General features: G+C 41.5%; 3 protein-coding genes. All 3 read right to left on the bottom strand.

What is annotated here, in order from left to right; genetic code table 11:
• Positions 1–492, bottom strand: a 492-nt coding sequence (locus tag AC1DPZ_RS20535; protein WP_477406897.1) for a glycosyl hydrolase family 28-related protein, incomplete at its 3' end; no start/stop codon positions are given.
• Positions 493–555: 63 nt separating this feature from the next.
• Positions 556–2,265 carry a RagB/SusD family nutrient uptake outer membrane protein gene (locus AC1DPZ_RS20530; RefSeq protein WP_477406895.1) on the bottom strand — a complete coding sequence of 570 codons (1,710 nt, stop codon included), beginning with the start codon at positions 2,263–2,265 and terminating at the stop codon, positions 556–558.
• Positions 2,266–2,276: 11 nt separating this feature from the next.
• Complete coding sequence (locus tag AC1DPZ_RS20525; protein ID WP_477406893.1) at positions 2,277–5,642, bottom strand: SusC/RagA family TonB-linked outer membrane protein; 3,366 nt, start codon at positions 5,640–5,642, stop codon at positions 2,277–2,279.
• Positions 5,643–5,875: the final 233 nt, after the last annotated feature.

The raw sequence follows: 5,875 nt of genomic DNA, 5'->3' as shown, positions 1-5,875 counted from the left end.
CTTGTCATCTTCTCCTTTATTACTCCGTACCAGGTCTTTTCCCCAAAGGGTACCCGGACCTAATATGGAAATATCATGTAGATTTTCACCCCATATCAAACTGTTATGCCAATGCCTGTGGCCAAAATCCTGATATTTGTTGTCGATCTTGTCTTCGGGTAAATCATAACCCGAATCATCAGCAATTGGAGCTGCAATTATTATAGCTCCCTGGTCTATATACAAAGAGATATTACTTTTGAGATGAATAGAGCCGCACAAATAATTGCCGGCTGGAAAGTAAACAGTGCCCCCGCCAGCTGTTACCGCCGCATCTATTGCTTTATTAATCCCTTTGGTATCAATGGTTTTGCCATCTCCTTTTACGCCATAAAGTTTTACGTTATAAGGTGATGTTTCCGGAGATGACTTAACATCAGCCTGGGCCCCAAGGCAATGAAAAAACAAAAGAAAAATAATAAGGATACCCGGTATTGGGTTGTTTTTTTTCATAGGATTTTATTGTTACTTAATGTTTTTATCGGTCGACACTTAAATTATTCTCAAAACCCTGGTTTACCAGCCAGGGTTTTGAGGGTACGGAGTACCGGTAATTGTAGCATCAATCTGTGTTTGCGGAATTGGCCGCAGTACATGAAATGGTTGAATATTATTCTTACCATCTGTGTTATGCAGCTTTACGCGTTCCAATAATTTACCTGTCCTGGCCAGGTCCAACCAGCGTACAAGTTCGCCGCAGAGTTCTCTTGAACGCTCATCCAAAATAAAATCCAACGTAACTTTATCAGCAGTGATATCCATTGCTGCCGGATTGCCCGACGGATAAGCAGCCCTTTCGCGCACTGCGTTTACATACGGCACAGCATCAGCTGCACGGCCATCCATCAATAATGCTTCGGCAGCAATTAAGTAGGTTTCGGCTAATCTGTATATAATGATTGGCCTGCTGGACGGCGAATTTTGATCTGGCCGTTTGGTATCAAAATACTTGATCATGGCAGGTGACAAAGCAATGCTATATTTATTTGGCGGGATAACCTGGTAACGATATCCGGCAATTTGGCTTGAAGTCATCGCATAACCCGGCATCCATATAGCTGTATCCCCAACAGTAAATTTAGGTGCGCCCGGCTGTGYACTTGCCGGGGCGCCTGCCGGCAAAGGATTAGGCCAGGTAGGTATAGAAGCCGCATTGTTACATAACCACATGGTTTGAAATGTTTTTTTATAACGCTGGTCATTCACCCTTTCTTTAAATACGGTATCTGTAAGCCAATGGGTGGGCACTGCACGAATGTAAGGGCGTCCATAAAGCGTGCTGCGCTGCATACCTGGCTGCACCTCATATTTCGGCGCAAATAAATGGCACAGAAGATTATCGGGGCCGCTATTATTTTGAGTAGGCGAACCATTGTAGGCCAGCGTTGTAGTGTGTTGTACTGTCCATAATATTTCACTGTTGCTTTCATTGCCTTCGGCAAATACACTTCCAAAATCCTGCTGTAACTTTAGGCCTGCTGCGGGGGCAACATTAGTGATCAAGTTAATTGCATTTGTATAGGCATTTTTATAATCATCTGCTTGTTTGGCTGATGAACCGGCTCTTGTTAAATAAACTTTTGCCAGCATGTGTATGGCAGCAGCTTTTGTAGCCTTACCCGGCAGGACACCGCTGGATAGCGGGCCCGCAGGAAGAACGGCGATAGCGTCTTTCAGGTCCTGAATTATAAAATCATAAGCATCGGCCATTTTGCTGCGCGTTGCAGAGGTTGTAGGGGTGGCCTGAAATGTTTTATTAAGCGTTACATCTCCCCAAAACTGTACTAAGATAAAATAGTAGTTTGCACGCAAAAATTTCGCCTCGGCAATACCTCTTGATTTTGTAGCTGTATCAAGCCCTGCGGGGGCATTATTGATTAACCCATTACAGGTATTGATATAGGTGTAGCAATTTTTCCAGATCCCTGCAACTATACCATCAGCTGTATTAAAGTTACTGTTATATTTTACCAGTCCGTTATTACCATCATTACCGGCAATAAACTCATCGGTACCGGGTACTGTCATTTCAAAATAGGTATCCGGCCCCCATATGGTACGGAATCCGGCATAAGCCGCAGTGAGGCCGGCCTGGAAGCCTTGGTTTGTTGCAAAAAAAGCAGGTGTAAGAGTTGATTTTGGGTCTTCTACCAATGTTTTTTTACATGCTGTAGTTATAAGACCTAAAAATAAACAGGTGTATAAATATATATATATCCTTTTCATCGTATTTTAATTTAAAGTGTCATGTTAATACCGAATGTAAACGACTTGRTAGGAGGAGTATCAATGGCCAAACTTCCTGCTGTTTCGGGGTCAAGACCATGATAAGTATTGCGGTATGGAGAAAAAAGTATAAACGGGTTTTGCGCCGTAGCGTATATCCTTAATGACTTTGCCTTAATACGTTTTGTTATTGATTCGGGCATATAATAACCCAGGGTAGCGCTCCTTATTTTGAGAAAAGTACCATCAAAATAGCTTAGCAACGACGAGTAAGGCGTATTGGTTGCTGCAGAATTTGGCTTAGGATAATAATTTTGATGATTGGTTGGTGTCCAGTAATCCTCATTTATATTATTGTAATTACCCTGGAAAGTGTTGACAAAACCACCGCTCTGAAATAACCTTGACGTTATTGTGCCGCCAACCCGATAAACTCCTACTACGGTAAAATCAAATCCTTTAAAGCCGATCCGGTTGGTAAATCCACCTGTATATTTTGGCTGATCGGATCCGAGTATTATCCTGTCGCTGGCATTAATCTTTCCATCTTTATTTACATCTTCTACTTTTATGGTACCTATAACAGAACCGGTTCCGGTAGTGGTAAGTCCCAGGCTTTTAGCCTGAGCAGTATCGGCAGCCGTATTTTGCCAGATGCCGGTTTTTTTATAATCAAATATAGCACCGAGGGGCTGGCCAACGAACAGGTTGTTGGTGATATCCTGGGTAACACCGTTTGATAATTTGGTTACCTTACCCCTGTTAAAGGTGATATTAAAACCGGTAGACCAGCTAAAGCTATTTCTTCCATTACCGGGTATATTAATAGTATTTAAGCTTATTTCGATACCTTTATTTTGTGTTTGGCCCACATTGGTTAAAATACTGTTGGGAATACCCGATGTTGGCGGTAAGGACAACGGTAACAACAATGACCGTGTACGCTGCTGATAGGCATCAACCGCACCGGTGATGCGCCCCTGGAAAAAGCCGAAATCAACCCCTGCATTTAATGTAGATGTATATTCCCATGTAAGGTTAGGATTAGGGACGCTTGTTGGGTAAGCGCCGGTTAGGTTTGTAGAGCCAAAATTGTAAGTAACTGATGATAAAGCACCCAGCGTTTGGTAAGGATCAATTGCTGTATTACCAACCGTGCCGTAGCTTACACGTAATTTAAGGTTTGATAATACGCGCGAATCACTTAAAAAGCTTTCCTGGGTAACATTCCAGGCAGCGGCCGCTGAAGGGAACACATGATATTTGTTGCCCGGAGCCAAACGGGACGACCCATCTGAACGCATGGTTAATGTAAGCAGGTATTTATTGGCATAACCATAGTTTACCCTTGCCATATAGGAGATTATATCCCATTTGGAATATGTTCCTGTGCCGCTTAAATTGGATCCGTATTGCGGATTAAAATACTGAATACCATCTGATAAAATATTATTGTAACTAAACGAGTTATATTGCGACTGACTTTCCTGCAAACTGTATAACCCCGTAAAGTTTATATGGTGCTTTTGTGCAATTACTTTATCGTAAGTTAATATATTTTCAAGCGTGTAGTTATAGCTGTAAGTACTTTGGTTAGTTGCGGTTGATGCTCCGCCAAGGTTGTTGGTTGTGGCGCCGGCATAAAAGTTTCCGTATACATCGGGCCGTATTTCGGCACCACCATTAAACCTGTATTTTAAGCCCGGTGCAAGATTGGCTTCCGCATATAGTGTAGTAAAAGTTCCAAATCTTTTCCGGGTTTCAACAACCGCATTCGGAACAAAATTAGCAAGGGGATTCCATACCTGGTTAGCGCTTCCGGCTGTAAAACCTACCAGTTTGCCGGTAGCATCATCATATGGAGTTGAAAGCGGGCTTGCCCTTAAGGCCTGGCCAAGCGGGTTGGCATTTTCGCCGTTGGTATAACTCAATGTGTTCAGGCTGCTTAAACCAACTTTAACATATTTACCTAATTGCTGATCGATACTAAGCTTAATGGAGTAACGTGCAAAAGACTGGCCGAAATAAATGCCTGTTTCATTATAATACCCTCCCGAAATGGCATATTGGGTTAGTTCGCTCCCACCTGTAACACCTAACTGATGATCAGTTACAAAACCGTTTCTATAGATAAGATTCTGCCAATCGGTACTGCGCCCGGTATTAATGGATGTTACCTCCTGAGGGGCAAAAGAGCCATCTGTTAAAAACTTCGGATCATCGAGCCCTGTATATTTACCAGGGTTTCCGTTAATAAGGCCCCATTTTTTCAGGTCTGTAAATTGCGGGCCATTCATAATATTATAATGCCCCAATGGTTGGTTATAACCGGCATAACCACTGTAGGATATAACCGGGCCGCCTTTTTTGCCCCGGCGGGTAGAAACCAACAAAACACCGTTAGCACCCCTCGAACCATAAATAGCAGTTGAAGAAGCATCCTTTAACACTTCTAAAGAAGTGATATCATCCGGGTTTATATCATTAAGGCTCCCATTAAAAGGAAGACCATCAACTACAATCAAAGGAGCATTTGAAGCATTTTTTGACCGGGTTCCCCTAATTAAAATAGAGGGTGATGCACCTGGATGATTATTACCTCCACTTTTTTGAATATCAACACCGGCAGCCTGCCCCTGTAACGCCTGGCCTATATTTGCGGCCGGAATGTCGCGAAGTGCCTGTTCATTAACAGAAACTATTGAACCTGTTATATCTGATTTTTTCTGAACACCATAACCAACTACTATTACATCACTTAGTGATTTCAGGTCGCTTGTCATGGTTACATTAATAACCGTTTGATTGTTTACGGCTACCTTTTGTGTTTTATACCCGATAGAAGAAAATACAAGTGTGGCATCCGGGGCCGCTTTAAGCGCATAATCGCCATTTGTATTAGTAATAACGCCCTTAGTGCTACCTTCAATCACTACAGAAACACCAGGTAACGAACCATTTGCATCCGACACCTTACCTGTAATTGTAATATCGGCAGATACATTATTTATATTCGGCCCATTAATTTCATTGGTTGTTAAACTTGTTTTTAATGATGCTGTTTTCTCATAAATTACAATACCATCGTTAATTTCTTTAAAAGTAAGTTGGGTTTTAGAAAATAAATAATTAAGCACACTGCTCAATCTTTCTTCTTTGAATTTATTGGGTTTAACGGAATACCCCTTTAAATCTTCGGGGTTATAGGAAAATTTAATGCCCGTTTGCTTCTCGAGCTTACTGATAGAGCTTTGCAGGCTTTCTTTGCCAAATGAAATTTTGACAAGGGTGGCTGAAATTTGGCTCTCTGCTGTTTTAGCCAGCAATAACTGGCAAAACACCAGCGAACAAACTATTACAGTTATTGATACTTTCATGAAAAAAGTAAAAGATTTAGTCAATTTTTTTATCATCTTTACAGAGTTTTTGTTTAAAAACTGTGTAAATCATTGGTTTAGCTTCGAACCTGCCAATAACTTACATTAACTACAGTGTCAGTGTCCGTTAAGCTTTGCTCATGGACATTGACATTTTTTGTTTATTATCTGTTAACTTTTTTCTCCAATAAAACCTCCTTCCCGCTTATTGTATAGTTAACATGGTGTATCGT

Source organism: Mucilaginibacter sp. P4_G9, assembly GCF_056400985.1.
The sequence above is the reverse complement of the archived record's forward strand: the minus strand, read 5'-3'. Positions and strand labels throughout refer to the sequence as shown.